Origin of the sequence: Micromonospora sp. L5, from assembly GCF_000177655.2 — a bacterium.
GTDB lineage: Bacteria > Actinomycetota > Actinomycetes > Mycobacteriales > Micromonosporaceae > Micromonospora > Micromonospora aurantiaca.
On the sequence record NC_014815.1, the window covers coordinates 876705 to 901152 of the forward strand.

Consider the following 24448-nt stretch of genomic DNA (forward strand, 5'->3'; position numbering starts at 1 on the left):
GAGATGGCCGTACCGACGGGCGTCAGCGTCGCCCTTGCTGAGCTGGCGATCATCGCGGGTGTTGCGGTGATCCTGGTTGGGGCAGGGAGCCTCGCCACCACCGCAGACCTCATCGCGGCGCTGCTGGGGGTGCTGTTCGTCATCAACCAGGTGGCCTGGCCGCTGTGCACCGGTCGCGCTCGCCGGGCGGGGGCGGGGCGGTGACCGGCTCTCGTGGCCGTAGCGCTGCCGGAGGGCCGGGGGTGTCCGGATCGACCCGCGAGCGTCGGCAGCCCACGAGGCGTGGAACGGGAGCACCGGACGCCCCACGTAGGCCGCTGATGCTGGGCTACGTCCGCGTGTCGACGCGGGAGCAGGCCAAGGAGGGCTTCTCGCTCGACGCGCAGACGGAACGCCTCCGCGAGGAGGCGGAGCGCCGGGGGTATGACCTGGAGATCGTGACGGATGCCGGGTACTCCGGGCGGACGGACAACCGGCCCGGCCTCCAAGAGGCGTTGCGCCGGCTCAAGCGCCGTGAGGCAGACGGGCTGATGGTGTGCAAGCTTGACCGGCTCGCCCGGTCGGTCCAGCACTTCACCTCCTTCATCGCCGCGTCTCAGCGGCAGGGCTGGAGCGTTGTGGTGCTGGACTTTGACCTTGACACCGGCTCCCCCAACGGTCGGCTCGTGGCCCACATCCTCGCTGCGGTCGCGCAGTGGGAGAGCGAGATGATCGGGCAGCGCACCGCCGACGGCATGGCGGAGGCCAAGGCTCAAGGAGCGCGGTTCGGTCGCTCCCGCCAGGCAGACGACGCGACCGTGACCCGGATCAAGCAGGAGCGCGAGGCGGGCAAGAGCTTCGCTGCGGTCGCCTCCGGCCTCGACGCGGACGGCATCCCCACTCCCGGAGGCGGCAAGCGCTGGTACGCCTCGACGGTCGCCCGGATCTGGGAGGCCGCAGCATGACCAAGCGGACATTCGAGGCGCTGGAACTCATGCACGAGATCGAGCACTGCCTTGCGGCGGAAGGTTTCGATGTCGAAAGCGTCCCGAGCAGGTACTTCACCGCTGAGATGTGGTGTCTCGTGGCGACGGCTCGCCCCATCCCTGGGCTCAAGGTGACGCTCACCTCGCGGGCCAAGCTGGTCGATCACCTCACTGAGTTCGTGGTGCCGCGCGAGGAGCACGACGTCACCGGGCAGCGCTCGCAGCTGTACGTCGGGCCGGACAAGGCGATACGTGTTCATCGGGACAAGTGGACGGATCGCTGCCCAGGTTTCGAGGTGGCGGCATGAGCCTCGACCCGGACCTCATCCGCCGCATCGTCCGCGACTGCCGGGCGGGGGCGACGTACACCGCCGTAGCGGCTGCCTTGAACGAGGAGGGTCTACTGAGCCCCGACGGGCGGCCCTGGCATGCGAAGTTCATCCGCTGGGTCTACCGGACCGCGACGCGGGGTGGCCTCGCATGAACAACGTGCATGAGTCGCGGCTCTCCTGCGGCCACAGAGTCTCGTTTGACCCGGTCCCGTTCAAGGGGGACATCGTCTGGTGCTACCGGTGCACCGACTACCGGACGGTGAACGTCCGCAGCCTCTTCCGTTCCCGTCATTCCAGCCGCAAGCGCGAGGAGGCGGGGCGATGATCCACAAGCCCAAGAAGCTGCCTGCCCCGCGACAGCGTCCGGACGGTCAGTGGGAGGTGCGGTGGCGGTACCGGCTCGCTGGCCGGGAGCACCGACCCGCGCGCTTGTTCCCGACGGAGGCGGAGGCCAACGGCTTCATCCTCAGTGAGCTGGCTGGGGAGAGCAACCGCGACCCGCGCGCCGCTCGACTCACCTTTGACGCCTACGCCGACCAGTACCTCACCGAGGTGGCCGTCAACGTCAAGGCGCGCACGGTCGAGCGGTACCGGTCGGCCCTGCTCCACTCGCGGGAGTTCTTCCGGGGTCGGCCGGTGTCGGAGATCCGCACGAGCGACTGCCGGGCGTTCCGCGCGAAGCTCACCGACGGCGGATGCCTGCCGGAGGGGACGCGGCAGCGACGGCGGATGACGCGGGGCAACTCCGTCCGCAACGCCTACAACACGTTCCGGGCGGTGCTTGAGTTGGCGGTGGAGGACAACGCCCTACCGACCAACCCGGCCGTGCTGCGGAAGCTACCGGGGCGGAAGCCCAACCGTGAGGCCAAGTTCCGAGCGGTGTTCCTCGACGCGGGAGAGGTCGAGCGGGCTGCCGGGGCAGCGCCGGAGCCGTACGGGCTGGTTATCCGGTTCCTCGCGTACACCGGGCTGCGCGCGGCGGAGCTGGCCGGGCTCGACGTGGCCGACGTCAAGCTGTGGAAGGTCAAGGACACCTGGCGCGGGTACGTGGACGTGCACCGCACCCGTCGCAAAGAGGGCGGGGCGTGGGTCACGGACACCCCCAAGAGCGAGGAGAGCACTCGCCGCGTCGAGCTGCCGCCGTGGCTCGCGGAAGACCTCCACACCTATCTGACCGGCACCCACGAGCGGGCGGATGAACCGGGTGCGCCGCTGTTCCCGAACCGGAAGCCGGGCGCGACCTACACGACCAACGCTCAGGGCAAGAAGGTCCGGGAGGGCTTCCGGCTGAACTGGGCGGAGCCGGTCGAGCCGGCTGCCTTCTACCGCAACATCCTCAAGAAGGCTGTGCAGGCCGCGGGACTGCCGGAGGCGACCCGGCTGCACGACCTCCGCCACACGTTCGCCGCGTTGTGGCTGTCAGCGGGCGGAGACATCCACCGCCTGTCCGAGCAGATGGGCCATGCGAGCTATGAGACCACGCAGAAGTTCTACGCCCACCTGATCCCGCCGGACGACGATGCGCCGCACATCTTCGCTGCGCGCCCGACGGTTCCCGCGTCGAGCAACGTCCGCCCGCTGCGGAGAGCGCAGTGAACCCGGAGGCGGTAGCGGAGCTGTACGACCGGCTCAACGCGGTCTGCTTCGGCGGGCGGCTGCGGCCGGTGCTGATTCGGCTCGCGCCGTGGATTCTCAGCCGAACTGACGGGAGCCGGCTCGCCGGAGCCTGGGACGCGGAGGCGTGGGCGATTGGGGTTGACCGCGCGCTCCTCGACCACCCGCAGCACCTCTTCGGGACGTTGCTGCACGAGATGACGCACCAGGCCTGCTACCAGGCCAACGGCTCCGACGGGCACGGCCTCGACTTCTGCGCTACCGGAGCGGAAGCCGTTGCCCGGCTTGGATTCGGGGTGCCAGCCCCAACCCTGACCACGGCCACCACCTGGCCGTACCCGACACCAACCCACCTACTGAAGGGGATTTGAGATGCCTCAACCCGGAGAAGTTGTCGCGCTGTCGCAATACCTCGACGGTGAGAACCAACCGCCCCGCGTCGGGCTGGAGTTCTACTACCCCAACGGGCGGGTCATGGCCCGGTTCGGGCAGCTCCCGGACGGCACCGGCCGCGTCGGCATGGAGATCTGTGACGAGAACGGCGTGGTCAAGGTGATCGCCGGAGAGATCGCTGACGGCCAGTACGGGCTGGCAGCCCGTGACCCCGACACGGGCGAGGTGGTAGACCTCGCACAGTTGGCCTTTGGGATGAAGGCTGACGACCAGGGAAGTGTCATCACGGTCAATGACACGTCAGTGGGAGGCATCCCGCAGTGGGTAGCCGCTCCCGACGGGCAGGGACCTCGGGTTACTGACGTTCGCATCGGCTCCAGCAAGAAGGCTGCCGTCTTCTTCGGCTGTCAAATGATCTGGGGCAGCGCGCCGAACTCAAACAACAACCGGGTGGCGAAGATGTCTTTCCGGATCATCAACCAGGCCGACGGCCAGGTGACCTTCAACGCCTCCGACACGCGCTCCCTGACCTGGGACACCGACGGAGATGCAAGCTTCTTCGCCAGCAACTCCTCCTTTGCCCTGGTTCCGCAATACGCGTTCCCGGTGGTCAACGGCCTCTACACCTTCGAGGCGATGTACCAGGTGTCGGCGTTCAACAGCGAGAACATGAGCTTCCAGAACCGCTCGCTTCTCGTCAATCCCTTCTGAGAGGAGGCAGACATGAGCAAGCCGGAGACGCCGGGCAGCGAGTTCGACGCGCTACCGGGCGAGGCAATCACCCCGGACCAGCGCCGGGCGGAGGAGCTGACGCGGGAGCACGCCCGGCAGTACGGGCCGATGCCGGTCAACGAGCGGCCACCGGTCCACGCCGACTACAACGGCTGGCCGCTCGACGGCTAGACCCGGCCTGACCAGCAGCCGGCCTCCGGACCCACCGGGAGCCGGCTGCCGGCTTTGAGGGGATCTGTTGGAAAGGGTTTCCATTTGCACTCTACTGGCGGATAGTTGATCTTGACCGGCTGGCACTGAGAAGGGACCGCAGCCATGATCGAGATCGCTACCACCACCACCGGCCTCCGCAAGCAGGCGCGCGAGCTGGGCATCAAGGGGATGGGCTCCGCGAACAAGGCGACCCTGCTGCCGCTCGTTACGGCGGAGGTCACCCGCCGCAACGCGGAGGAGTTGGCCGCTGCCAAGGCGGAGGCGGAGAAGGCGGCCAGCGAGGCCAAGCCCGCTCCGGCCAAGAAGGCGGACAAGGGCTGCCGGAGCTGCGGCGTGCGGAACGTCGGGACCGGCTCCGGAGACTCGACCGACCGGGACGCGGCTCGCGCCGTCGAGCTGTGCGTGCCGTGCCACGAGGAGGCGCAGTGGGAGAACGCCCACAGCGACCACGGCCACGACGCGCTCCCAGAAGACGCGGCAGAGCGGGCGGGATGCTGGATCTGCTACCCGGAGTTGAACCGGGCGAGCGCCGACTACAAGGGACGCTACGGGACCTCGCGCGCCGGGATGAAGGTGAACGTAACCCGCAAGATGACCAGCCGCCAGAAGGCGGAGTTGGTCGCGCAGCAGCTCACCGCCTTCAAGATCAGCGAGCAGCGCGACGGCGGGGTGACGCTCACCGGCGAGTGCCCGACCGGGCCGGTTGAGCTGCGGTTCACCGCCAAGACGTTCGACCACAAGAACAGCCGGGTAGGTGGCAAGAAGGTGCTCAACGTCGCTGCGGCGCTCCGCCGGATCGCGGAGGCCGGGTAGCTACGCCATCACTCAGCAGCCGGCTCCCCGGACGTGGCGGAGCCGGCTGCCGTCCGTCTCGGCTGTGACGGGACCTCCGGAGCGGGGAGACGGCTGGCAATTTTCTGATGCTGCACGACGATCTTGTCGAGCGCCTTGCGCGACTTCTCAAGCTCATCCGCAACCTTCTTCAGCAGCGGCTTGCTCGCGTCGCTACGCCCGATGTCGTCCAGGTTGATGTCGTAGACCAACTCCTCGACGGGACCGAACGGGCCATCAGCATTGACCGTCACCGTGTACCGGCGGGGCGCGTTCGGGGTGTCGAAGAGTTGGAAGCTGATGTCAAAGAACCACTTCACCGCACGCCCGGGAGGCAGTGTTGCGATGGCACCCCTCAGCACCTCCATCTCGGCGGCAAAGTCCGGCATGGCGACGGAGGAGAGCGGCGGGTCAAACGTGACGCGGATGTTCTTGGCGACGGTCGAACCGGTGTTGTGCACAACGAGCATGACCTTGACCGGGTCTTGCTCGTCCGGCCGCAGGTCCGCGAAGACGTAGGGCTGAGCCTGGTCCTTGCGGACCTGCTCCGCGAGGGAAAGTTGCGCCTGGGCGTACCGGGCTTGGTGAGTTGCGGCCACTGCCTGCGACCCGGCGAAGAGGGCGGCCACGACCGCAGTCAACGCACTGATGATCGCAACCAACAGCGTGATGGCCTCCAACGTGCTCACGCGATACCTCCCTCAGCCCCGATGAGGTTGTACCACTCGACGGCAACTGCCTCGCCTTTCGTGGCCTAGGCGGGCGTTGCGCGTGTCCTCCTGGGCGAGGTCTGGGCGGGAGCCTTCCGGGGCGCGAGGCGTGGAGCGAGCGGGGCGGGAGAGGGCTTGGCCTCCGCGAGCTTCCGTAGCCCTTCCGGCTGCACGAATATCTCCCGGCGCTCGACGGCATCACCCTTCTCGTTCAACTGGTACCCGTCGAGCCAGGCCCACCGGTCGTACGTCGGGTAAGGGAGCACCCGGATCAGCCGGAAGATGATCGGCTTGCCGAATTGGACGCTAGCAGCGCGGGTGACGTGGAGGAGGTCCCCTGCCTTGAGGTTCATCGCGGCCACCCCCAGAGGTGACGGAACCTGCGCCACTCCCTGATCCGGTTGCGTGCGGCTTCCCTCATCACACAGGAGCCGGTGTCGGTGCACTTCCAGCAGCGCGCGTGGCGGTGGTAGTCGAGGCAGTACCACGCCGACTGGACCAGAAACGGCACCTCCCGCCGCTCGATCATCGCCACAGCCCCGCCCGGTGCTCCCCGGCCAGGGTGAGCAACGGCCGCTCCGGCGGGTAGACGACTCGCGCGACACCAACCGCCGGGTATGCGCCGGTCCGGGAGTGGTAGATGGTCGCTGGGCCGGTCCGGTCGAGCGGGGCGGGGCGACGACGCTTGAAGGGCCAGAGCTTCACGAGTCCTCCTGCCAGCGGGTTTGCAGTCGCCTACAGAAGGTAATCCAACTCGTCCTGTCTTGTCGCCCCACGTCACCACACGTACCCCGACGTACTCAAGGCAGAACGTCTCAGGACGTCGGGTGAGGATTGATGACATGCTTGATCCGCTGTCGCCGGTGCCGATGTATGTGCAGCTTGCTGACCTGATCGCTAAGCAGATCGAGACGGGCAAGCTGGCACCCCGACGACCAATCCCCAGCGAGTCCCAGCTACGCGGGGAGTACGGGGTTGGCCGGGGCACCGTCCGGCAGGCCGTAGCTCTGCTGCGGGAGCGTGGGTTGGTCTTCACCGTGCCGCAGCGCGGCACCTACGTCTCCGGCGGAGAGGGCGACTGATACCCCTACCGGGTACTGCGCGCCTTTGCGGGCGCGTCCGGTGAGCGTCCGGAGCTGGGCGAGAGTCCGCGCAGGTAGGGGTGCGTGCAACGGATCGACCTACGCTTGCATAAATGCGGCCTGACCTGCGGAAACTGCAAAAGACGGAGCCGGGACCAGCCGGGACCTCGACCCGTCAGGCGAGCGCGTTTCGGTGGGTCGTACGTTTCCTAAACCGTGTGTCGCAGGTTCGAATCCTGCCGGGGGCACCAGGTCAGGCCCTTGATCACCGATCACTGTTCCGTCTTTCGGGGCTTGCGTGCCCGATCGCCTCGCCATCTTCGCCCTGCTCGCGTGCAGGTGCTGAGCGACTTCCGCGTCGCGGCCGTCAACGGCACGGGCGTAGTGGCGGGTCGTCACGCTGGCGTTGGCGTGCCCGAGCCGACGAGCGGCCACCAGGACGCCATGCGAGTCCGCGACCCAGCTCCCGTGCGTGGCCCGTAGGTCGTGAGGCGTCACGTCGACCAGCCCAGCCGACCGTACCGCGAGGTTGAAGCGGCGCCGCTTTTACGCCCTTCCATGTGACCTTCGAGGACCAACCCGAGCTGTACCGCCTAGCGGACTCGTACCGGTCCGCAGTGGCCGCAGCTCCCACCGCAACGCTGATCCCGGACCAGTGGCTACACCTCACCGTGCAGGGCATCGGCTTCACCGACGAAACAAGCGACGCGACACTGGGCGCAGTCATCGAGGAGGCGGGCAAGCAACTCGCGCAACTGCCCGCGGTCGCTGTCGAGTTCGGCGCGATCGTTGTGGCTGACGAGGCCATCGTCATGCCCGCCCTGCCCGTCCAACGGCTACGAGCCGCTACCCGGACCGAGCCGCTACCCGGACCGCCATCCGGCGCGTCGTCGGTGAGGACCAGGTCTCCGAGGACCCCAGCCGATACCGACCTCACGTCAGCGTTGCCTACCTGACCGCCGACGGCCCATCCGAGCCTTACGTTCAGGCGGTGCAGTCCGTAGCTCCTGACCCCGCCACCGTGTCGATCAGCCACGTCGATCTGATCGAGATCGAGAGCGGCGCATGTACGAATGGCAAGTCGTCGCTCGGATGCCGCTCGGCTAGCCCTTGGCGATCTTTGTCTAGTCCCACCACATGCTTGACGAATCCGTCCCACCAGATGCTTGACAGTCGACCTTGGTCTGCGACGAGACTTCGCAAGGCACGAAGACTGGGAGGGTGCCTTGATCTCGACGGAGCTGGAACTCTTCGCGGACTACTACCAGGTTCACCTGCTCGATGACGGGTCCGTAACCGATCTTGGCGACGCCTGGACCGAAGAGGCGGTGCTCGACAACCTTGCCGTCGACACGGACGCCATGGCGGTCGGCACCACCGTCAACGTCAACGTGGCCGTGACCGTGGAGGTGTTGAAGGCAGCGCCGGAGGACGACAGCGCGGAGTTCGACCACGTCGTGGAGGCAAGCCTGCAAGTTTCCTCGGGCCGACTCGTCGTCATGGGCTGCACCGACTACGAGCCGGAGGCCGCACGGTTCCGCGTAGCGGCGGGACCGGTTCGCGTACGAGCCGCGAGAAGCAACTTGGCCCAGGCAGAACTTCTCGGCATTGATTCCGACGACGATCCGGCGACCATGGAGCGGCTTCGACTGCAGGTATGGCCTGCCCCGCATGCTGACCCGGTTGTCATCAAGCGCTGGAAGCCGCTGGCTGCTTAGCTCACCCGCCGCCAACGCTGCCCACGGCGATCATGTCAAGCATCTGGTGGGACGCAGGTGTAAAGCATCAGCCGGGACACGACATGTGTCTATCCCACCACATGTTTGACTAATCCGTCCCAGCACATGGCTGACAGATGACCTGGTGCGCCTTGGCGAACTCTCTCAGTCAGTCGCCGATGAACAGGAGCCGTCTGTGATGAGGGCGTCGGGGCGCGACCTCTAGGAGCGATGCGAGCTGAACCACCGCCTGGGCAGCCGCTCGCACCCGGCCATCCTCGGATTGCTCAATGATCGACCGAAGTTCGGCCGCCAGGCTGACGCTTTGGCGAGGGTTGAAGCAGGTGTCGTCGTAGGGATCGACCCCGGAGAGCAACGGGTAACGTGACGGCTCCGATGCGGCGAAGGAGCAGAGAAGCCCGACGTCCGCTTCGTCCGTAAGCCGCTCGACAACGACACCGCTGTACTCATGAACCTGCACACTCATGCCCACGGCCTCATCGTTCCCGACCTCAACGGATCGCCAAGGGTCGGCCTCCACTGAGAGCGCCGCGATCATGTCAAGCATCTGGTGGGACGCGTGGAGAGCGGGGAGCCCGGAGGGCCGCCGCAGAACGACAGACCGGTTGACGGGTGAGGGTTGGGCCGGCAGCCGGCCGGGCCGCGCGGCCGCGAGCCCGCGCGGCGTAGGGGAGCGGACGCCGGCCACATCGGCGAGCTGGCGGCGGTCGCGGGTTGCGGTTAGGGCGCCTCCGGCGGAGGGCTTCGGCTCGCGTCCGCCCGTCTAAGTTCCGCTTCAACGTCTGAGTCCGGCGGCTGCTCTTTGTCCGCAGGGTGGACACGCACTTGACGGCGCACCGGGCGCGGGTGTCTCACTTCTTCGGTGGCCACGGTGACGGGTTTTGGGAGATCCACCAGTAGCCGGCGTATCGCGGGTTGTGGTGCCAACGCGAGCGCCGCACCTCGTCTGTCCGGGGCGCCCAGTCCCGGTATGGCAGCAGCGCCATTCGAGATGCGATCACGCCCGCCATATACGGCCACGCGATCACAGCGATCAGTGCATCCCGACGTCGGTAGGAAACCCGCGGGGCGAGCCATAGGGTCACCGCCACCGGCATGGCGGAGCCCGCCAGATACCCGAGCCAGTAGCCGCCAGTCACATCCCAGACGAGGTAGCTGACCCCAATCGCTGGCAGCCCGAGGACGGTCCAGATGAGCACCGCACGCAGGCCCAGGGCTAGCCCGTCGCGCGGCCTGCCTGCATCAAGTGGATCATCTAGCACCCGCGGGACGGTAACCGCGTCGGTTGCCAACTTCAAGGGCGAGCGCGGCGGCGGGCGAGGTAGGAAGTCGTCCGGAACATACGCGGAACGATCAAGCACACCACGGCGGAGCCTCCACGCGAATCCTCTGGTGGGGCGGCAGGTGGCCCGGTAGCCGCTAAATCGTTCCTAAACCGTGTGTTGCAGGTTCGAATCCTGCCGGGGGCACCACATTCCGCCTACGGGCTGACCGTTCCCGACAGGTTGCTGACCCGACCCATCGCGTCGAACTCGACACGCAGGACCGACCCGCCTCGATCCTGCGCCGTCACCGACATCGGCGCCCGATCCAGCCGCCACCCCTGCTGGTGCAGGAACGACTCGACGGCGACGCGGTGCTCCACCGGGAAGGACTGAAGGACCTGCGTCAGGACGGTCAGCGCCCGCTCGGGCCGGACCGGCGCGGTGATCTGCGGTGGGGCGTCGTCGAGGTGGAAGAAGACGGCGCCGCCGTCGTACGGCCCGCGGTAGTAGCAGCGGCCGCTCAGGCCGGACGCCAGCAGGGCGAGGCGGTGTCCGTCGGCGCGCTGAAGCGGGAACGTGGGTTCGGTGAGTTCGGCGACCCGTTGGCGGTGCCCGTACTCGCGCAGCCAGCCGGCCAGATTCAGTAGCGCCGGCGGGAGGTTGCTGGCCTCGTTGGCCCAGGCCCACAGCCAGGTGCCGTTGTCGTGGCTCTCGGTGCCGAGGAGCTGGACGCGGTACCGCAGGTCGGTCCCGAACGTCGCGATGCCGTCGGGCACGTCGAGCTGCCAGTCGCGCTCGCCGAGCAGGTCGGCCAGCGCCATCTGGCGGGCCAGGCCGGTGCCGACATGTTCGGCGAAGAGTCGATCAAACGTCGGCATCGCCGCAGTGTGCCAGACCATTCAGCGCGGGACGGCCCCGCGTCCGGCCGGAGCCGGAGCGCGGGGCCGGCGGGTCAGCGGACCAGCGCTGCCACCAGCGTCCCGATGCAGGCGACGACGGCGGCGATGATCGGACTGAGCGTCTTGATGTACGCCAGGATGAGCCGGTGCCGGTCGGTCGGCTCGGCAACGGTTTCGTCCTCGTCCTCTGGTGTCTCGAAGTCTGACCCGTGAGGGATTACAGTCAACGTGACTCCTTCCGTTGCAGCGGTGGAGTCGAATGCGGCGTCCGGTGGCAGCCGGGCGCCGCCCTCTGTGTGAGGCGACGCAGTGCCGTTCGACCGTTCGAGCATCCTCCCGGCCGACAGCTAGCACAAGAGTGGGCAATTCACTGTCGGGTACCTGACAAGCAGATGCATCGCATCGAGAAAATTTCGGTGCCATCTCTTGCCAAATGCAATTTTCCGTGAAGCAGTTCAACCCAGCGTGACCACGCAAAAGCGCATGGTGAGCAGCGGTGTCGTCAGGCGCGCCAGGCCGCGGGCCCGACCCGCGGCGCGCCGGCTACGAGACGAGGAAGCTGGTGGAGGGGCGGGTCAGGACGCCGGTCATCGAGAAGCGGGTGGAGCCGTTCCACCAGTGCCACGCCACGGCCCAGGCGCCCGGGCCGGACGGCAGGGCGTCGTGCGAGGCACAGTCGACCATGCCGACGCTGTTGCCGGAGCCCTGGGTGAGGACCAGTACGTACAGCCTGCCGGTCGCGCCGCAGCGCGCGCCGGTCCCGGCGCCGACTCTGGTGCCGTACGTGATGTAGGAGCCGTCCTTCGCCAGCAGGGTGTCCGGGTCGGCCAGCGGGAAGGTGGACGAACCCGCCGGCGTGGACATGTCGTCGGCGGGCGCGGCGGCGACCGGCACTCCTCCATCGATGAAGGTGTTTGTCGGCCGAACGCTATCGACGCCGACGATCCCGTCGACGGGGGGAGCGCTGACGCCGGGAGCGGGAAGCGGGGCTGCCCGGAGACCTGCCGGGTTACGCTCCGTCGAGGGGACGTGTCACCCGCCGGGCCCTCAGGCCGGTGCCAGGACCCGTCGGTACCCTGGCAGGTCCTGGCCTGTCCGCGACGACATGAGGTATTCGTGAACGATCTTCGAGTGGTGGCGTTCGATCTCGACGACACCCTGGCGATTTCCAAGTCCCAGATCGATCGTCGGATGGCGGAGTTGCTCGGCCACCTGCTCACCGAGGTGGACGTGCTGGTCATCTCCGGTGGCCGGTTCGAGCAGTTCCAGTCGCAGGTGCTCGCCCACCTCGACCTCACCGAGGAGCAGCGCGACCGGCTGCACCTGATGCCGACCTGCGGCACCCGCTACTACCGCTGGTCCGACGGGGACTGGCGGCAGGTCTACGCGGAGGATCTGACCGAGGCCGACAAGGCCCGTGTCGTCACCGCGCTCACCGAGTCGGCGCAGGCGCTGGGCCTGTGGGAGGCGAAGACCTGGGGCGACATCATCGAGGACCGGGGCAGCCAGATCACGTTCTCCGCGCTGGGGCAGTCCGCCCCGCCGGCCGAGAAGTACGGCTGGGATCCGGACGGCGACAAGAAGCGGCGGCTGCGGGACGCGGTCGCGGCGAAGCTGCCCGACCTGGAGGTGCGTGGCGGGGGCTCGACCTCGATCGACGTCACCCGCAAGGGCGTCGACAAGGCGTACGGCATGCGGAAGCTGCTGGAACACCTGGACCTGAAGATCGACAACGTGCTCTTCGTGGGTGACCGCCTGGACGTGGGTGGCAACGACTACCCGGTCAAGGCGATGGGCATCCGCTGCGTCGCGGTCACCCGCTGGGAGGAGACCGCCGACTACGTCGAGAAGCTCGTCGACGACCTGGTGCAGCAGCGCGCCGAGCGCGCCTGAGCACAGCCCGCAGCAGAGCCCGCCGGTTCCGGAACCGGCGGGCTCTGGCGGTATCGACGGTGATGAGGTAGGAACAGCCGAGAGAGCGCTCTCCCGTCCCATCACCGAACAGGCAGGCAGATGCGATCACCCGACCCCTCCCGCCGCCGTTTCCTCACGCTCACCGCCTCCGCGGCCTCGCTCACCGCCCTCGGCCTCCCGGCCGGCGCCGCGGCTGCGTCCCCGGCCGCATCGCCGGCCGCGCGCCCCGGTCGCGAGCCCGACTTCGGCCCGAACGTCTTCGTGTACGACCCCAGCACGCCGGTCGAGGAGATCCAGTCCACGCTGGACCGGCTGTTCACCGCCCAGGAACGCAACGAGATGGGCTTCGACAGGTACGCCGTACTGTTCAAGCCCGGCCGCTACGAGGTGGACGCCCGGCTCGGCTACTACACGACTGTGGCCGGTCTCGGCGCCCACCCGGACGACGTGGAGATCCACGGCGCGGTCCGGGTGGTCGGGCAGCCGGACCCGAACTCGCCCGCCGGCATCTCCGCGCTCACCAACTTCTGGCGCTCGGCGGAGAACCTCGCTGTCACCCCGACCGACTGGTCGAACCAATGGGCCGTCTCGCAGGCGTCACCGATGCGCCGGGTGCACGTCAAGGGCGTGCTGTGGCTGGAACCCGGCAACGGCGGTTACTCCAGCGGCGGCTACATCGCCGACTCCAAGGTGGACGGCATCACCATCAACGGTTCCCAGCAGCAGTGGCTCACCCGGGACAGCGAACTCGGCGGCGAGTGGACGAACGGCGTGTGGAACCAGGTCTTCTCCGGCGTCATCGGCGCGCCCGCGCAGGGCTTCCCCGACCCGCCGTACACCACGCTGCCGACCAGCCCGGTCACCCGGGAGAAGCCGTACCTGTTCGTCGACGCCCGCGGGGCCTGGCGGGTCGCCGTACCGCGCCTGCGCCGCGACACCGCCGGCACCACCTGGGCCACCGGCGGCGCGCCGGTGCCGTCGCTGCCGCTGTCCGCGTTCTACCTGGCCCGGCCCACCGACTCGGCCAAGCGCATCAACGCCGAACTGGCCCGGGGCCGGCACCTGCTGCTCACCCCCGGCGTCTACCACCTGGACCGGGCCCTGCGGGTACGCCGCCCGGACACCGTCGTGCTCGGCCTCGGCATGCCGAGCCTGGTGCCGGACCGCGGGGACGCGGCGCTGCGGATCGAGGACGTGGACGGGGTCCGCATCGCCGGGGTGCTCGTGGACGCCGGGCCGGTCGAGTCGCCGGTGCTGGTCGAGGTCGGTACGCGGCACTGCCACCGGTCGCACGCCACGAACCCGATCTCGCTGCAGGACGTCTTCTTCCGCATCGGCGGCCCGTACGCCGGGCGGGCGGTGACGAGTCTGGTGGTGCACAGCCGGCACACGCTCATCGACAACATCTGGGCCTGGCGCGGCGACCACGGCCGGGCCGGCACGATCGGCTGGACCGTGAACACCGCTGCCACCGGCGTGATCGTCAACGGCGACGACGTGACCGCGTACGGGCTGTTCGTCGAGCACTACCAGCGCTGGCAGACGATCTGGAACGGCGAGCGCGGCCGGACCGTGTTCTACCAGAGCGAACTGCCCTACGACCCGCCGAGCCAGGCGGCCTGGCGCAGCCCGACCGGCAACGGCTGGGCGTCGTACAAGGTGGCCGACCACGTCCGCACGCACGAGGCGTGGGGACTGGGCGTGTACTCGTACTTCAACCAGGGCGTGGACATCCGCTGCGACCGGGGGATCGAGGCGCCGCGCCGGGCCGGGGTGCGGTTCCACGACGCGATCACCGTGTTCCTGGACGGCAGCGGCGGCATCGAGCGCACGATCAACGAGATCGGCACGCCTGTCGTCGGGTCGTACGGCACCAGCACGGTGGTCACCTACCCCTGACCGCGAGGGCGGCCCGGCCGGTGCGGGACCGGCCGGGCCGCGCCCGCTCACGCCGTGAGCTGGTCGACGCGGGTGAGCACCTGGTCGACGAGGCCGTACTCGCGGGCCTGCTCGGCGGTGAACCAGCGGTCGCGGTCCCAGTCGCGCTGGATCTCCTCCAGCGTCCGCCCGCTGTGCTGGGCGATCAGCTCCTGCATGGTGCGCTTCACGTGCAGCATGTTCTCGGCCTGGATGGTGATGTCCGCGGCGGTGCCGCCCATCCCGCCGGACGGCTGGTGCATCATGATCCGCGAGTGCGGCAGCGCGAACCGCTTGCCCGCCGCCCCGGCGCAGAGCAGGAACTGGCCCATCGAGCCGGCCATCCCGAGCGCCAGCGTCGCGACGTCGTTCTTGACGTACCGCATGGTGTCGTAGACGGCCATGCCGGCGCTGACCGAACCACCCGGCGAGTTGATGTAGAGGAAGATGTCGCGCTCCGCGTCCTCGGCCGCGAGGAGCAGGATCTGCGCGCAGATCTGGTTGGCCGACGCGTCGGTGACCTCGGTGCCGAGGAAGATGATCCGCTCCTTCAGCAGCCGCTCGAAGACCCGGTCGCCGAACGCCGGCTGCCCCTCGTCGAGCATCCAGATGCCACCCATCGCCGCCCACCTCCGTACGCCGGTGGGCGGGGGACCGCCCGGGAACCCGGCGGTCTCCAGCGTCCGCCGGGCGCACCCGTGCGGCCCAGGCTTTCTGCCGGCGGCAGATTCGCCCTGGGCAGAAGCTACGCGGCGACCGGCCGCCGCCGGCCCGCGCGGGCTCGCCGCCGGGCGACAGTGACGGAGGTACGCGGACGGGGGCGGACGGCCGGGGCGGAGGGAGCCGGCCAGATCCGGATGCCGCCGGCGAACCCGATCGGCGTGGCGGCGTCGAAGGGCGCACCGAGCGGCGCCGGCACCAGGCCGAAGGGCCGCAGCGCGCCGCCCAGCAGCGGCGTGGCGGTGACCGGGCGGCGGCCGACGTGCGGCCGGAGCGAGACGGCGGGCCGGCGGGTCACTGGTGGGCGGGGAGACACGGCCGGGCGGCGCGTGACGGACAGCCGCGGCGGCCCGACCCGCAGCTGTGGCCCGGTGCGGGCGGTCGGCACCCGGTCGAAGCGGGCCGCCGAGACCCCGGGGCCGACCGGGGCCGGACGCTCCCGGCGCAGCTCGTCGCGGGCCTCTTCGAGCAGGTCGGCGAGGTGGATGCCGAGCGCGCGGCAGATCGCGGCCAGCACCTCGGAGGAGGCCTCCTTGCGGCCGCGTTCGACCTCGGAGAGGTAGGGCAGGGAGACGCCGGCGGCCAGGGCCACCTCGCGCAGCGTGCGGCCCTGGCGCAGGCGGATGCGCCGGAGCACCCCGCCGATCACGCGTCGCAGCAACGACATGCCGGCCTCCTCGCGGTCGCCGTCCCGGACGTCCCCATCATGCCCCGTCCACGCCCCCGGAAGCGCCCCGGCCGTTCCGTTCGGCACCCGGCGGGCCGAATCCCCACGTACCCGATATCTTGTGGGCGTGCAGGCGACGGTGGCGGAGCAGGACCGACGGTGATCCATTTTCCCGCGCAACGGCGGGGGCCGCTGAGCGCGCTGAGTCTGCGCCTGCTCGCCGCCCTCGGCCTGGTCTTCGCCACGGTGGCGGTGGTCTGGCTCGACCGCGACGGCTACCGCGACGTGGACGAGAGCGGCCTGAGCCTGCTCGACTGCTTCTACTACGTGGTGGTCTCGCTCTCCACCACCGGGTACGGCGACATCACCCCGGTCAGTTCGTCGGCGCGGCTGGCGAACGTCCTGTTCATCACCCCCGCCCGGGTGCTGTTCCTGATCATCCTGGTCGGCACCACCCTGGAAGTCCTGACCGAGCAGTACCGCACCGGCCGTCGCCTGTCGCGGTGGAGGAGAACCGTGAAGGACCACGTCATCATCTGCGGCTACGGCACCAAGGGCCGCAGCGCGGTCTCCGCCCTGCTGGAGAACGGCACGGACAAGTCCAAGATCGTGGTGGTCGAGCGGAGCGGGCCGGCGCTGCGGCAGGCCACCTCCAACGGGCTGGTGACGATCGAGGGTTCGGCGACCCGCTCGTCGGTGTTGGAGCAGGCGCACGTGCGTACCGCGAAGTCGGTCATCATCGCGACGGACAGCGACGACGCGTCGGTGCTGGTGGCGCTCACGGTCCGGCAGCTCACCGCCGGTCAGGTACGCATCATCGCGGCGGTCCGGGAGGCGGAGAACGCGCCGCTGCTCAAGCAGAGCGGCGCGCACCACGTGATCGTCTCGTCGGCCACGGCCGGGCGGCTGCTCGGCCTGTCCACCTCGGCCCCGCCCCTGATCGACGTGGTGGAGGACCTGCTCACCCCGGGTCAGGGCATGGCGCTGGCCATGCGGTCGGCCGAGCGCGACGAGGTAGGGCGCTCCCCGCGTGAGCTGGAGTCGCTGGTCATCGCGCTGGTCCGCCGGGGCAAGGTGGTCACGCTCAACGACCGCGCGGGCGCGGTGATCGAGACCGGCGACATGCTCGTCCACGTCCGGGACGACCGGCCGCAGGCCACCACCGCGATCTGACCCGGCCCCGCTGAGCGCCAGCGGTCAGCAGGCGCCCGGGCCGCCCTCCGCGATCACTTCGCCGCAGGTCGACGACCGGCCCTGGGTGGCCCGTCGCAGCAGGTCGTAGAGCAGGTCCCGCTCGCCCGGAGCCAGCGCGCCGAGGACCTCCTCCTCCGCCCCGGCGAGCGCGCACTCCGCCTCGCGCAGTCGCTTCGTGCCCGCCTCGGTGAGGCGTACCTCGTGCCGGCGGCGATCCTCCGGGGAGCGGCGGCGCTCGGCCAGGCCGTCCGCCTCCAGATCGTTGAGCAGGCCGACCACGTTCGTGCTGTCGATCTGGAGCGTGCCGGCGAGCGCCTGCTGGCTGATTCCGCCGGCGTCGCGCAGCACGGTGAGCGCCACCAGGTGGCGGGGGCGCAGGCCCAGCGGGGCGAGCACCGACTCCGAGCGCAGCCGCATCCGCCGGGCCAGGTGGTCGAGCAAAGGCCCGGAGCGGCGCTCGGACTCCTCGACCGGTGCGGCGGACATGTGACCCAGTTTACGCGGCCCGGGGAACATCGACCTGCTATAAATAGTTGGTCCTACACGAACGATCGATGGAGGAGGAAGAAATGGCTCACCTGTTGCACATCGACTCGAGCATCACCGGGGAGCGTTCGGTCAGCCGGCGGCTCACCGCCCGCGCCGCCGCCGCGTGGCGCGCCGCCCATCCGGACGGCACCGTCACCTACCGCGACCTGGGTCAGAACCCGCTTCCGCACCTCGACACGGCGAGCGGCCTCGCGCGCATGGTCCCGCCGGATCAGCACACGCCCGAGCAGCAGGCGTCCTGGCGGCTGACCGAGGAGGTCGTGGCCGAGGTGAAGCGGGCCGACACGGTCCTGCTCGGGCTCCCGCTCTACAACTACGGCCCGCCCAGCAGCGTGAAGTCCTGGGTCGACCACCTGAGCGCCCCCGGCATCGCGTACGACCCGGTCACGAACGCCGGGCTGCTCGGCGACCGCCAGTTCGTCGTCCTGGTCAGCCGCGGCGGCGGGTACGGCGCGGGCACCCCGCGGGAGGGCTGGGACCACGCCGAGCCGTGGCTGCCGCACGGCCTCTCCCTGACCGGCCTGGAGCCGCGGTTCATCTGCGCCGAGCTGACCCTGGCCCCGGTCAACCCGGCCATGGCCGAGCTGATCCCGCTGTTCGAGCAGAGCCTCGCCGCGGCCGAGCGGGCCGTCGACGAGCTGTGGGTGCCCGCCTCGGCGGCCGCCTGACCGGGCTGGCACACACGCGAAGGGCGGGCCGTTCCGCGGGGGAACGGCCCGCCCTTCGGCGTGACGGGTCAGCGGCGGATCAGAGGATCGTCCAGGTGTCGCCGCTGCCGAGCAGCGCGGAGAGCTGCTGCTCCGGGGTCTGGTCGACGGTGGCCTTGGCGGCCGCGACCTGCTCCTGCACCACGCTGTCGTAGGAGGGACGGTCCACCGACCGGAACACCCCGATCGGGGTGTTGCTCAGGTCCAGGCCGGGCAGGCGGGACAGCGCGAACGCGTACGCGGGGTCGGCCACGCCCGCGTCGTGCACGACGATCTCCTCGGCCGGCGTGTTCGCGGTCTCCCGGACCTCCAGCCCGAAGCCACCGGGCGGGTGGACGACGCAGAACTGCCCGTCCTTGCCGAACGTGATCGGCTGCCCGTGCTCCAGCCGGATCAGGAAGTCGTCCCGGGTGGCCGGCTCCTTCAGCGGGTCGAACGCGCCGTCGTTGAAGATGTTGCAGTTCTGGTAGATCTCCACGAACGCCGAACCCTCGTGCTGGGCGGCGGCCCGCAGCACCGACTGGAGGTGCTTGCGATCCGAGTCGATCGTCCGGGCCACGAACGTCGCCTCGGCGCCGAGCGCCAGCGACAGCGGGTTGAACGGGGCGTCCGCCGACCCGACCGGCGTCGACTTGGTGATCTTGCCGACCTCGGAGGTGGGCGAGTACTGGCCCTTGGTCAGCCCGTAGATCCGGTTGTTGAACAGCAGGATCTTGAGGTTCACGTTGCGGCGCAGCGCGTGGATCAGGTGGTTGCCGCCGATGGAGAGCGCGTCGCCGTCACCGGTGACCACCCAGACCGACAGGTCCGGCCGGGACACCGACAGGCCGGTGGCGATCGCCGGGGCGCGGCCGTGGATCGAGTGCATCCCGTACGTGTTCATGTAGTACGGGAAGCGCGACGAGCAGCCGATGCCCGAGACGAAGACGATGTTCTCCCGGGGGATGTTCAGCTCCGGCATGAAGCCCTGTACGGCCGCCAGGATGGCGTAGTCACCGCAACCGGGGCACCAGCGCACCTCCTGGTCGGACTTGAAGTCCTTGGCGGTGAGCTTGAGGGCGACGGGCTCAGGCATTCTTCAGGACCTCTTCCAGCATCGTCTCCAGCTCGGCGGCCGTGAACGGCAGGCCGCGGACCTGGTTGTAGCCGATCGCGTCGACCAGGTACTTCGCCCGGATCACGCGGGCGAGCTGGCCGAGGTTCATCTCCGGTACGACCACCTTGTCGTAGCGGCCCAGCACCTCGCCGAGGTTCGCCGGCATCGGGGCCAGGTGCCGCAGGTGGGCCTGGGCCACCGAGAGCCCGCGCTGGCGCAGGCCACGGCAGGCGGCGCCGATCGGCCCGTACGTCGAGCCCCAGCCCAGCACCAGCACCCGGGCGTCGCCGTCCGGGTCCTCCACCTCGACGTCCGGCACCGGGATGGTCTCGATGCGGGCCGCCCGGGTCCGCACCATGAAGTCGTGGTTCGCCGGGTCGTACGAGATGTCGCCGGTCTTGTCGGCCTTCTCCAGGCCGCCGATCCGGTGCTCCAGACCGGCCGTGCCGGGCACCGCCCACGGGCGGGCCAGCGTCTGCGGATCCCGCAGGTACGGCAGGAACGTGGTGCCGTCCTCGCCGTTGGGCTCGGTGGCGAACTCGACCCGCAGGTCGGGCAGCGACTCCACGTCGGGCAGCAGCCACGGCTCGGAGCCGTTGGCGACGTAGTTGTCCGACAGCAGGATCACCGGGGTGCGGTAGGTCAGCGCGATCCGGGCCGCCTCCAGCGCCGCGTGGAAGCAGTCCGACGGCGACTTCGGCGCGATCACCGCGACCGGCGCCTCGCCGTGCCGGCCGTACAGGGCCATGTTCAGGTCGGCCTGCTCGGTCTTGGTGGGCATGCCGGTGGACGGGCCGGCCCGCTGCACGTCGACGATGACCAGCGGCAGTTCCAGCGCCACCGCCAGGGAGATCGTCTCGCTCTTGAGCGCCACACCCGGGCCGCTCGTGGTGGTCACGCCGAGTGAGCCGCCGTACGACGCGCCGAGCGCCGCACCGACCGCGGCGATCTCGTCCTCGGCCTGCATGGTGACCACGCCGAACTTCTTGTGCTTGCTCAGCTCGTGCAGGATGTCCGAGGCCGGCGTGATCGGGTACGCGCCGAGGAACACCGGCAGCCCGGAGCGCACCCCGGCGGCCACCAGGCCCAGCGACAGCGCCGCGTTGCCGGTGATGTTCCGGTAGGCGCCCGGCAGCATCTTGGCCGGCTTGACCTCGTACCGGACGGAGAAGTCCTCGGTGGTCTCGCCGAAGTTCCAGCCGGCCCGGAACGCTGCCACGTTCGCCGCCACCAGCTCGGGGCGGGCCGCGAACTTGCGCTCCAGGAAGCGCAGCGTGGACTCGTACGGACGGGAGTACATCCAGCTCAGCAACCCGAGCGCGAACATGTTCTTGGCCCGCTCGGCGTCCTTCTTGGACACGTCGTGCTCGGCCAGCGCGCCGATCGTCATCGAGGTGAGCGCCACCGGGTGCACCGCGTACCCGGCGAGCGAGTCGTCGTCGAGCGGGCTGGCCGCGTAGCCGACCTTCGCCAGGTTGCGCCGGGTGAACTCGTCGGTGTTGACGATGATGTCGGCCCCGCGCGGCAGGTCGGCCAGGTTGGCCTTCAGCGCGGCCGGGTTCATCGCCACCAGCACGTTCGGCGCGTCACCCGGGGTCAGGATGTCGTAGTCGGCGAAGTGCACCTGGAAGCTCGACACGCCGGGCAGAGTCCCGGCGGGAGCGCGGATCTCGGCGGGGAAGTTGGGCAACGTGGAGATGTCGTTGCCCAGTTGTGCCGTCTCCGAGGTGAACCGGTCGCCGGTGAGCTGCATGCCGTCGCCGGAGTCACCGGCGAACCGGATGACCACCCGGTCCAGCTGACGGATCTGCTTGGTCACACCCGCACCTCGCTTAACTGAGCGCCGTCGCCCTCGCCGGCCCGGCCCGCTCCGATTCTCACGTCAGAGCCTACGTCGCCACGTTAGGGCCACCTTGGTCGAGGTCCGACGTATGGGACTGGATCGGGCCGCTGTATGCCCTGCTTTGCAGCGTTTAGTACCTGGGCCCGTAACCCAGATCACCACATATCCATGATCACCGGTCGGTGATCGGACGCTCCGGCACGGTGATGTCGCTGCGGCGGCGCAGCGAACGGGTCGCCAGAGTCAGTGCGAGCACGACCAGGAGACCGGACACGGCGATCAACGCGACGGCGGTCCCCCGGACCGAGGTGTCGTCGCCGTCCCGTTCGCCGGCGGCGACGAGCACGCCCTGGGAGCCGGTCGGGGCCGGCGCCCCGCCGGGCGGGACGGCGTCCGCCGCCGCCGCGCTGATCCGGAAGCTCATCTGCACCTGCCGGTCGCGCCCGCTACGCGGGTCGAGCCGGCCGATCACCGCGCCGGACAGGGGCGCCCGTCGCTGCGCCTCCGCCGAGGCCGCCAGCGTCAGCCGTACGGTCGTGGTCCGCCCGGCCGCCAGCGTGCCCAGTTCGCAGCGCGTCCGGTCGGCCGACACCGGGGCGCAGCCGCTCTCGGTGCCGGCCACTGTCACCCCTTCGGGCAGGAGCACCTCGATCCGGCCCGCCGCGTCGACCTTGCCGGTGTTGCCCAGCCGGACGGTGAGCGTGCTGGGCGCGCCGCTGATGTCGAACAGCACCTCGTCGGCGCGCAGCGAGATGCCGGGCACCGGCGGCCCGGGCGGGAACAGCACCGCGAAGCCCTCGTCGTCGTACGCCGCGCCGGTCACACCGGGCGCGACGGCGGTGACCTGGACCGACCCGGCCAGCGGCATGGTCCGCCAGGCGTCGCCGTCGACCCGGACCCGGATGGTCGCGCTGAACCGGGCGCCCGGCTCCGCGTCCCACCCGACGCAGCGGTGGTTGCCGCCGCCGGAGGGCTCGCAGCCCGGGGTGCCCGCGTCGGTCAGGCCGGGCGGCAGCGTGTAGCCCAGGCTGATCCGCTCCGCCCGCCCGCCGGTGTTGGTCACCGTCACCCGCAGCGTGGCCACCGTGGCGTCGGCGTTCCAGTAGGCCGGCGGGAGGACCACGTCGTCGGTGTTCACGCGTACCCCCAGGGGCCCGCCGGCCGGCTGCGCCGGCGGTGGCGGGGGGGTCTTGACCGGCGGCACGACCGGCGGGGGTGCCGGTGCCGTGGTGGCCGGCGCGGCGGTGGTCGGCGCCGGTTCGGCGGGCGCGCTCGTCGGCGGGGCCGGCGAGGTGGTGACCGGCGCCGGGGGCGTGGTCGGAGGCGGCGGTGGCTCGGTGGGCGGCGGGGCCGTCGCGGTGGCCGTCGGCTCGCCGGTGGGCGCGGGCTCGGTCGGCTCGCCGCCGGGCTCACCGCCCGGCTCCACCGGCTCGATCAGCCGGAGCACGGCGGCCGGCCCCGGGTGGGCGTCGGCCCCGGCCGGCGCCACCGCCACCAGCGCCGCGACGAGCGCGGGCGCCAGCAGCGCGAGGGTACGGCGGAGCGCGACCCGCCGAACGGGCGCAACGCGGGGGCGGGCCATCTGTCCTCCGGGACGATCAATGAGATCCCATTATTCGGTGATACTTGCCATCAAGCACTAGTCCTGCGAGGAAACGAATTCGTAACGTGTCCGGGACATCTGGACGGGACCGGTACGCTCCGGTCGTGACCGGATATCTCGGCTCGTACGCCACGCTCGGTCTGCTGCTGCTCGCCGCCGTGCTCTTCTTCGTGACGGCGTTCTCCGCGAACCGGGTGTTACGTCCGAGCCGTCCGGCCGAGCCGTGGGGCAAGCGGGCCACGTACGAGTGCGGTCTCGACCCGGTCGGCGGCGACTGGGCCCAGATGCAGATCCGGTACTACGTCTACGCGTATCTCTACGTGCTCTTCGCGGTCGAGGCGGTCTTCCTGTTCCCGTGGGCCCTGGTCTTCGACCGGCCCGGCTTCGGCGCCACCACAGTCGTGGAGATGGGCGTCTTCGTGGCGATCGTCGCGCTCGGCATCCTCTACGCCTGGCGGCGCGGCGTCCTGCGCTGGACCTGACGCGCCGGACCGGCCCGTCAGGCCAGCCCGCGGCGGGTCACCGCCGGCGGCCGGTCGCCCCGGATCGACGCCACCATGTCCAGCACCCGGCGGGTCTCGCGGACCTGGTGGGCGCGGAACACCCGGGCGCCGAGCCAGGCCGAGACCGCCGTGGCGGCGAGCGTCCCCTCCAGCCGCTCGGGCACCGGCAGGTCGAGCGTCTCGCCGATGAAGTCCTTGTTCGACAGGGCCACCAGCAGCGGCCAGCCGGTGTCGGTCAGCTCCGCCAGCCGCCTGGTGATCTCCAGCGAGTGCCGGGTGTTCTTGCCGAAGTCGTGCGCCGGGTCGATCAGGATGCCGTCCCGGCGCACACCCAGCCCGACCGCGCGCTCGGCCAGCCCGGTCACGGTGCCGACCACGTCGGCCACCACGTCGTCGAAGGCGGCCCGGTGCGGCCGGGTACGCGGGGCGAGCCCTCCCGCGTGCGAGCAGACCAGCCCGGCGCCGGTCGCCGCGGCGACCCGGGCCAGCGCCGGGTCCGCCCCCGACCAGGTGTCGTTGAGCAGGTCCGCGCCGGCCGCCACCGCCTCCACGGCCACCTCGGCACGCCAGGTGTCGATGGAGACGACCACGTCGGGGAAGGCGGACCGGACCGCCGCGATGGTGTCCACCGTCCGGCGGATCTCCTCGGCCACGTCCACCTCGTCGCCCGGCCCGGCCTTCACCCCGCCGATGTCGATGATCTCGGCGCCCTCGTCCACCGCGCGTTCCACCGCGCGCAGCGCGCTGTCCTGGGCGAAGGTGGCGCCGCGGTCGAAGAACGAGTCCGGGGTGCGGTTGACGATCGCCATCACCACCAGCTCACCGGGGCCGAACGCCCGTCCGCCCAGCCGCAACGCCCCGGTCATGCCCGCCTCCTCGCCGCCGGACCGCACCGGCCGGTCCGACGCTATCCGGTCCCGCCCGCGCCGCCCGTGCCGGTCCCGTGCGCCGGACGCATTT

The 24448-nt window shown here is 70.3% G+C and carries 33 protein-coding genes; 18 read left to right on the forward strand and 15 right to left on the reverse strand.

Annotated elements, in window-relative coordinates; all coding sequences use genetic code 11:
- Positions 1 to 3: 3 nt before the first annotated feature.
- The 10 genes from ML5_RS04400 (at position 4) to ML5_RS04440 (ending at position 5062) form a co-directional block, all read left to right on the forward strand.
- A complete protein-coding gene (locus ML5_RS04400) occupies positions 4 to 204 on the forward strand; it encodes a hypothetical protein (protein WP_013473863.1) in 201 nt (66 codons plus the stop codon).
- A 116-nt stretch (positions 205 to 320) separates the two neighbouring features.
- The gene (locus tag ML5_RS04405; RefSeq protein WP_013473864.1) at positions 321 to 944 is read left to right on the forward strand and encodes a recombinase family protein; all 624 of its coding nucleotides are present in this window, start codon (positions 321 to 323) and stop codon (positions 942 to 944) included.
- A complete protein-coding gene (locus ML5_RS04410; protein ID WP_013473865.1) occupies positions 941 to 1273 on the forward strand; it encodes a hypothetical protein in 333 nt (110 codons plus the stop codon). Before ML5_RS04405 ends, ML5_RS04410 begins: the two co-directional genes overlap by 4 nt.
- Positions 1270 to 1449, forward strand: coding sequence for a recombinase family protein (locus tag ML5_RS04415; RefSeq protein ID WP_013473866.1), 180 nt, complete (start codon positions 1270 to 1272; stop codon positions 1447 to 1449). Before ML5_RS04410 ends, ML5_RS04415 begins: the two co-directional genes overlap by 4 nt.
- Positions 1446 to 1622 carry a hypothetical protein gene (locus ML5_RS32275; protein WP_013473867.1) on the forward strand — a complete coding sequence of 59 codons (177 nt, stop codon included), beginning with the start codon at positions 1446 to 1448 and terminating at the stop codon, positions 1620 to 1622. The genes ML5_RS04415 and ML5_RS32275 overlap by 4 nt, the downstream gene beginning before the upstream one ends.
- Positions 1619 to 2893 (forward strand): tyrosine-type recombinase/integrase, encoded by a 1275-nt coding sequence (locus tag ML5_RS31155; protein WP_013473868.1) that lies wholly within the window; start codon positions 1619 to 1621, stop codon positions 2891 to 2893. Before ML5_RS32275 ends, ML5_RS31155 begins: the two co-directional genes overlap by 4 nt.
- Positions 2890 to 3282: a SprT-like domain-containing protein gene (locus ML5_RS04425; RefSeq protein WP_013473869.1), complete on the forward strand. Its 393-nt coding sequence runs from the start codon at positions 2890 to 2892 to the stop codon at positions 3280 to 3282. The genes ML5_RS31155 and ML5_RS04425 overlap by 4 nt, the downstream gene beginning before the upstream one ends.
- Position 3283: 1 nt before the next feature.
- Positions 3284 to 4015, forward strand: coding sequence for a hypothetical protein (locus tag ML5_RS04430; RefSeq protein ID WP_013473870.1), 732 nt, complete (start codon positions 3284 to 3286; stop codon positions 4013 to 4015).
- A gap of 12 nt (positions 4016 to 4027) precedes the next feature.
- Positions 4028 to 4207: a hypothetical protein gene (locus ML5_RS04435; protein ID WP_013473871.1), complete on the forward strand. Its 180-nt coding sequence runs from the start codon at positions 4028 to 4030 to the stop codon at positions 4205 to 4207.
- Between the two features lie 144 nt (positions 4208 to 4351).
- Complete coding sequence (locus tag ML5_RS04440; RefSeq protein ID WP_013473872.1) at positions 4352 to 5062, forward strand: hypothetical protein; 711 nt, start codon at positions 4352 to 4354, stop codon at positions 5060 to 5062.
- Between the two features lie 8 nt (positions 5063 to 5070).
- Here ML5_RS04440 and ML5_RS04445 read toward each other — a convergent pair whose 3' ends face one another.
- The 3 genes from ML5_RS04445 to ML5_RS31900 form a co-directional block, all read right to left on the reverse strand.
- On the reverse strand, positions 5071 to 5769 hold the full coding sequence (locus ML5_RS04445; RefSeq protein WP_013473873.1) for a hypothetical protein: 699 nt from the start codon (positions 5767 to 5769) through the stop codon (positions 5071 to 5073).
- Between the two features lie 65 nt (positions 5770 to 5834).
- Positions 5835 to 6143, reverse strand: coding sequence for a hypothetical protein (locus ML5_RS04450; protein WP_013473874.1), 309 nt, complete (start codon positions 6141 to 6143; stop codon positions 5835 to 5837).
- A gap of 172 nt (positions 6144 to 6315) precedes the next feature.
- A complete protein-coding gene (locus ML5_RS31900; protein ID WP_013473876.1) occupies positions 6316 to 6495 on the reverse strand; it encodes a hypothetical protein in 180 nt (59 codons plus the stop codon).
- Positions 6496 to 6632: 137 nt separating this feature from the next.
- Between ML5_RS31900 and ML5_RS04460 the strand changes: the two genes are divergently transcribed.
- The 3 genes from ML5_RS04460 to ML5_RS04470 all read left to right on the forward strand — a co-directional run bounded on the left by ML5_RS04460 (position 6633) and on the right by ML5_RS04470 (position 8590).
- On the forward strand, positions 6633 to 6872 hold the full coding sequence (locus ML5_RS04460; protein ID WP_013473877.1) for a winged helix-turn-helix domain-containing protein: 240 nt from the start codon (positions 6633 to 6635) through the stop codon (positions 6870 to 6872).
- A 560-nt stretch (positions 6873 to 7432) separates the two neighbouring features.
- Complete coding sequence (locus ML5_RS04465) at positions 7433 to 7828, forward strand: hypothetical protein (protein WP_049800092.1); 396 nt, start codon at positions 7433 to 7435, stop codon at positions 7826 to 7828.
- Between the two features lie 270 nt (positions 7829 to 8098).
- The gene (locus tag ML5_RS04470; RefSeq protein WP_013283843.1) at positions 8099 to 8590 is read left to right on the forward strand and encodes a hypothetical protein; all 492 of its coding nucleotides are present in this window, start codon (positions 8099 to 8101) and stop codon (positions 8588 to 8590) included.
- A gap of 169 nt (positions 8591 to 8759) precedes the next feature.
- Here ML5_RS04470 and ML5_RS04475 read toward each other — a convergent pair whose 3' ends face one another.
- The 5 genes from ML5_RS04475 to ML5_RS04485 all read right to left on the reverse strand — a co-directional run bounded on the left by ML5_RS04475 (position 8760) and on the right by ML5_RS04485 (position 11669).
- Positions 8760 to 9149 carry a hypothetical protein gene (locus tag ML5_RS04475; protein ID WP_143766927.1) on the reverse strand — a complete coding sequence of 130 codons (390 nt, stop codon included), beginning with the start codon at positions 9147 to 9149 and terminating at the stop codon, positions 8760 to 8762.
- Between the two features lie 313 nt (positions 9150 to 9462).
- On the reverse strand, positions 9463 to 9873 hold the full coding sequence (locus ML5_RS31390) for a hypothetical protein (protein WP_236619359.1): 411 nt from the start codon (positions 9871 to 9873) through the stop codon (positions 9463 to 9465).
- Between the two features lie 218 nt (positions 9874 to 10091).
- Complete coding sequence (locus ML5_RS04480) at positions 10092 to 10754, reverse strand: DUF6882 domain-containing protein (protein ID WP_236619360.1); 663 nt, start codon at positions 10752 to 10754, stop codon at positions 10092 to 10094.
- Between the two features lie 74 nt (positions 10755 to 10828).
- Positions 10829 to 11002, reverse strand: coding sequence for a hypothetical protein (locus ML5_RS32280; protein ID WP_013283846.1), 174 nt, complete (start codon positions 11000 to 11002; stop codon positions 10829 to 10831).
- Positions 11003 to 11318: 316 nt separating this feature from the next.
- A complete protein-coding gene (locus ML5_RS04485; protein WP_013473879.1) occupies positions 11319 to 11669 on the reverse strand; it encodes a hypothetical protein in 351 nt (116 codons plus the stop codon).
- A gap of 222 nt (positions 11670 to 11891) precedes the next feature.
- Here ML5_RS04485 and ML5_RS04490 point away from each other — a divergent pair, with 222 nt between their 5' ends.
- Together ML5_RS04490 and ML5_RS04495 are read left to right on the forward strand one after the other, a co-directional pair.
- On the forward strand, positions 11892 to 12668 hold the full coding sequence (locus ML5_RS04490; protein ID WP_013473880.1) for an HAD-IIB family hydrolase: 777 nt from the start codon (positions 11892 to 11894) through the stop codon (positions 12666 to 12668).
- A gap of 120 nt (positions 12669 to 12788) precedes the next feature.
- Entirely contained in the window at positions 12789 to 14588 is a 1800-nt protein-coding gene (locus ML5_RS04495) for a hypothetical protein (RefSeq protein ID WP_013283849.1), read from the forward strand.
- A 47-nt stretch (positions 14589 to 14635) separates the two neighbouring features.
- Here the strand turns inward: ML5_RS04495 and ML5_RS04500 are convergent, their stop codons facing one another.
- Together ML5_RS04500 and ML5_RS04505 are read right to left on the reverse strand one after the other, a co-directional pair.
- On the reverse strand, positions 14636 to 15226 hold the full coding sequence (locus tag ML5_RS04500; RefSeq protein WP_013473881.1) for an ATP-dependent Clp protease proteolytic subunit: 591 nt from the start codon (positions 15224 to 15226) through the stop codon (positions 14636 to 14638).
- A gap of 125 nt (positions 15227 to 15351) precedes the next feature.
- Positions 15352 to 15993: a helix-turn-helix domain-containing protein gene (locus tag ML5_RS04505; RefSeq protein ID WP_013473882.1), complete on the reverse strand. Its 642-nt coding sequence runs from the start codon at positions 15991 to 15993 to the stop codon at positions 15352 to 15354.
- Between the two features lie 159 nt (positions 15994 to 16152).
- On the opposite strand from ML5_RS04505, the gene ML5_RS04510 reads away from it, so the two are divergent.
- Complete coding sequence (locus ML5_RS04510) at positions 16153 to 17166, forward strand: TrkA family potassium uptake protein (RefSeq protein WP_013473883.1); 1014 nt, start codon at positions 16153 to 16155, stop codon at positions 17164 to 17166.
- Between the two features lie 24 nt (positions 17167 to 17190).
- On the opposite strand, the gene ML5_RS04515 is transcribed toward ML5_RS04510, so the two are convergent.
- On the reverse strand, positions 17191 to 17673 hold the full coding sequence (locus ML5_RS04515; protein WP_174361689.1) for a MarR family winged helix-turn-helix transcriptional regulator: 483 nt from the start codon (positions 17671 to 17673) through the stop codon (positions 17191 to 17193).
- Between the two features lie 83 nt (positions 17674 to 17756).
- On the opposite strand from ML5_RS04515, the gene ML5_RS04520 reads away from it, so the two are divergent.
- A complete protein-coding gene (locus tag ML5_RS04520) occupies positions 17757 to 18404 on the forward strand; it encodes an FMN-dependent NADH-azoreductase (protein WP_013473884.1) in 648 nt (215 codons plus the stop codon).
- Between the two features lie 79 nt (positions 18405 to 18483).
- Here the strand turns inward: ML5_RS04520 and ML5_RS04525 are convergent, their stop codons facing one another.
- From ML5_RS04525 to ML5_RS04535, 3 genes are all read right to left on the reverse strand, one after another.
- Positions 18484 to 19518: a 2-oxoacid:ferredoxin oxidoreductase subunit beta gene (locus ML5_RS04525; RefSeq protein ID WP_013473885.1), complete on the reverse strand. Its 1035-nt coding sequence runs from the start codon at positions 19516 to 19518 to the stop codon at positions 18484 to 18486.
- Positions 19511 to 21358, reverse strand: a complete 1848-nt coding sequence (locus ML5_RS04530) for a 2-oxoacid:acceptor oxidoreductase subunit alpha (RefSeq protein WP_013473886.1) — start codon at positions 21356 to 21358, stop codon at positions 19511 to 19513. Before ML5_RS04530 ends, ML5_RS04525 begins: the two co-directional genes overlap by 8 nt.
- Before the next feature lie 196 nt (positions 21359 to 21554).
- Positions 21555 to 22964 carry a hypothetical protein gene (locus ML5_RS04535; protein ID WP_013473887.1) on the reverse strand — a complete coding sequence of 470 codons (1410 nt, stop codon included), beginning with the start codon at positions 22962 to 22964 and terminating at the stop codon, positions 21555 to 21557.
- Positions 22965 to 23089: 125 nt separating this feature from the next.
- Here ML5_RS04535 and ML5_RS04540 point away from each other — a divergent pair, with 125 nt between their 5' ends.
- Positions 23090 to 23467, forward strand: coding sequence for an NADH-quinone oxidoreductase subunit A (locus ML5_RS04540; protein WP_013473888.1), 378 nt, complete (start codon positions 23090 to 23092; stop codon positions 23465 to 23467).
- A gap of 17 nt (positions 23468 to 23484) precedes the next feature.
- On the opposite strand, the gene folP is transcribed toward ML5_RS04540, so the two are convergent.
- Complete coding sequence (folP, locus tag ML5_RS04545) at positions 23485 to 24354, reverse strand: dihydropteroate synthase (protein WP_013283859.1); 870 nt, start codon at positions 24352 to 24354, stop codon at positions 23485 to 23487.
- Positions 24355 to 24448 lie beyond the last annotated feature (94 nt).

Coding starts and splice junctions, on each gene's coding strand:
- ML5_RS04400 (WP_013473863.1), top strand. CDS start 4: ATGGCCGTACCGACGGGCGTCAGCGTCGCCCTTGCTGAGCTGGCGATC.
- ML5_RS04405 (WP_013473864.1), top strand. CDS start 321: ATGCTGGGCTACGTCCGCGTGTCGACGCGGGAGCAGGCCAAGGAGGGC.
- ML5_RS04410 (WP_013473865.1), top strand. CDS start 941: ATGACCAAGCGGACATTCGAGGCGCTGGAACTCATGCACGAGATCGAG.
- ML5_RS04415 (WP_013473866.1), top strand. CDS start 1,270: ATGAGCCTCGACCCGGACCTCATCCGCCGCATCGTCCGCGACTGCCGG.
- ML5_RS32275 (WP_013473867.1), top strand. CDS start 1,446: ATGAACAACGTGCATGAGTCGCGGCTCTCCTGCGGCCACAGAGTCTCG.
- ML5_RS31155 (WP_013473868.1), top strand. CDS start 1,619: ATGATCCACAAGCCCAAGAAGCTGCCTGCCCCGCGACAGCGTCCGGAC.
- ML5_RS04430 (WP_013473870.1), top strand. CDS start 3,284: ATGCCTCAACCCGGAGAAGTTGTCGCGCTGTCGCAATACCTCGACGGT.
- ML5_RS04435 (WP_013473871.1), top strand. CDS start 4,028: ATGAGCAAGCCGGAGACGCCGGGCAGCGAGTTCGACGCGCTACCGGGC.
- ML5_RS04440 (WP_013473872.1), top strand. CDS start 4,352: ATGATCGAGATCGCTACCACCACCACCGGCCTCCGCAAGCAGGCGCGC.
- ML5_RS04450 (WP_013473874.1), bottom strand. CDS start 6,143: ATGAACCTCAAGGCAGGGGACCTCCTCCACGTCACCCGCGCTGCTAGC.
- ML5_RS04460 (WP_013473877.1), top strand. CDS start 6,633: ATGCTTGATCCGCTGTCGCCGGTGCCGATGTATGTGCAGCTTGCTGAC.
- ML5_RS04475 (WP_143766927.1), bottom strand. CDS start 9,149: ATGATCGCGGCGCTCTCAGTGGAGGCCGACCCTTGGCGATCCGTTGAG.
- ML5_RS04480 (WP_236619360.1), bottom strand. CDS start 10,754: ATGCCGACGTTTGATCGACTCTTCGCCGAACATGTCGGCACCGGCCTG.
- ML5_RS04495 (WP_013283849.1), top strand. CDS start 12,789: ATGCGATCACCCGACCCCTCCCGCCGCCGTTTCCTCACGCTCACCGCC.
- ML5_RS04500 (WP_013473881.1), bottom strand. CDS start 15,226: ATGGGTGGCATCTGGATGCTCGACGAGGGGCAGCCGGCGTTCGGCGAC.
- ML5_RS04505 (WP_013473882.1), bottom strand. CDS start 15,993: ATGTCGTTGCTGCGACGCGTGATCGGCGGGGTGCTCCGGCGCATCCGC.
- ML5_RS04515 (WP_174361689.1), bottom strand. CDS start 17,673: ATGTCCGCCGCACCGGTCGAGGAGTCCGAGCGCCGCTCCGGGCCTTTG.
- ML5_RS04520 (WP_013473884.1), top strand. CDS start 17,757: ATGGCTCACCTGTTGCACATCGACTCGAGCATCACCGGGGAGCGTTCG.
- ML5_RS04525 (WP_013473885.1), bottom strand. CDS start 19,518: ATGCCTGAGCCCGTCGCCCTCAAGCTCACCGCCAAGGACTTCAAGTCC.
- ML5_RS04535 (WP_013473887.1), bottom strand. CDS start 22,964: ATGGCCCGCCCCCGCGTTGCGCCCGTTCGGCGGGTCGCGCTCCGCCGT.
- folP (WP_013283859.1), bottom strand. CDS start 24,354: ATGACCGGGGCGTTGCGGCTGGGCGGACGGGCGTTCGGCCCCGGTGAG.